1 pseudogene is annotated in these 394 nt (G+C 45.7%); it reads right to left on the bottom strand.

Annotation, left to right across the window (positions count from 1 at the left end):
• A pseudogene (locus tag D7D25_RS17770) lies at window positions 1-246 on the bottom strand (alpha-L-arabinofuranosidase); the annotation flags it as partial.
• Window positions 247-394 lie beyond the last annotated feature (148 nt).

Genomic DNA, 394 nt, shown 5'->3' with positions numbered 1-394 from the left:
GAATGAACCGGCTTCTGCTGTCGTTTGCAATACCGTTCCGTTGACAGAAACGGAAGAGTCGACAGGTACAATGGCATAGGGATCATCCAGCCTGTTTTCTTGGTCCGCTTCCCCCTTCAACAGGACCGCCTGCGCTCGCGGTTGTATCTTCATCCCGCGGTGTAAACCCTCCAAGCTGATCCGTATCTCTTTGTTTTCTTCCGATAGGTTGGTTAACTTCACGATGATCTCTTTCTTATGGGTCAATTTTGCTCAACCTAAGTATTCTTTCCAACTCCTTATACCCTTTATCATCTCCCGATTGATGACCACCTCCACGTTGTTAGAGAGTTCCAGAAACTTGTCATACCCTCTTTTATTGATGTTTTCTTTGGTTATCTTCCCGCTAGAATAT

Origin of the sequence: Proteiniphilum sp. X52 (genome assembly GCF_003712195.1) — a bacterium.
Lineage (GTDB): Bacteria > Bacteroidota > Bacteroidia > Bacteroidales > Dysgonomonadaceae > Proteiniphilum.
The sequence above is the reverse complement of the archived record's forward strand: the minus strand, read 5'-3'. Positions and strand labels throughout refer to the sequence as shown.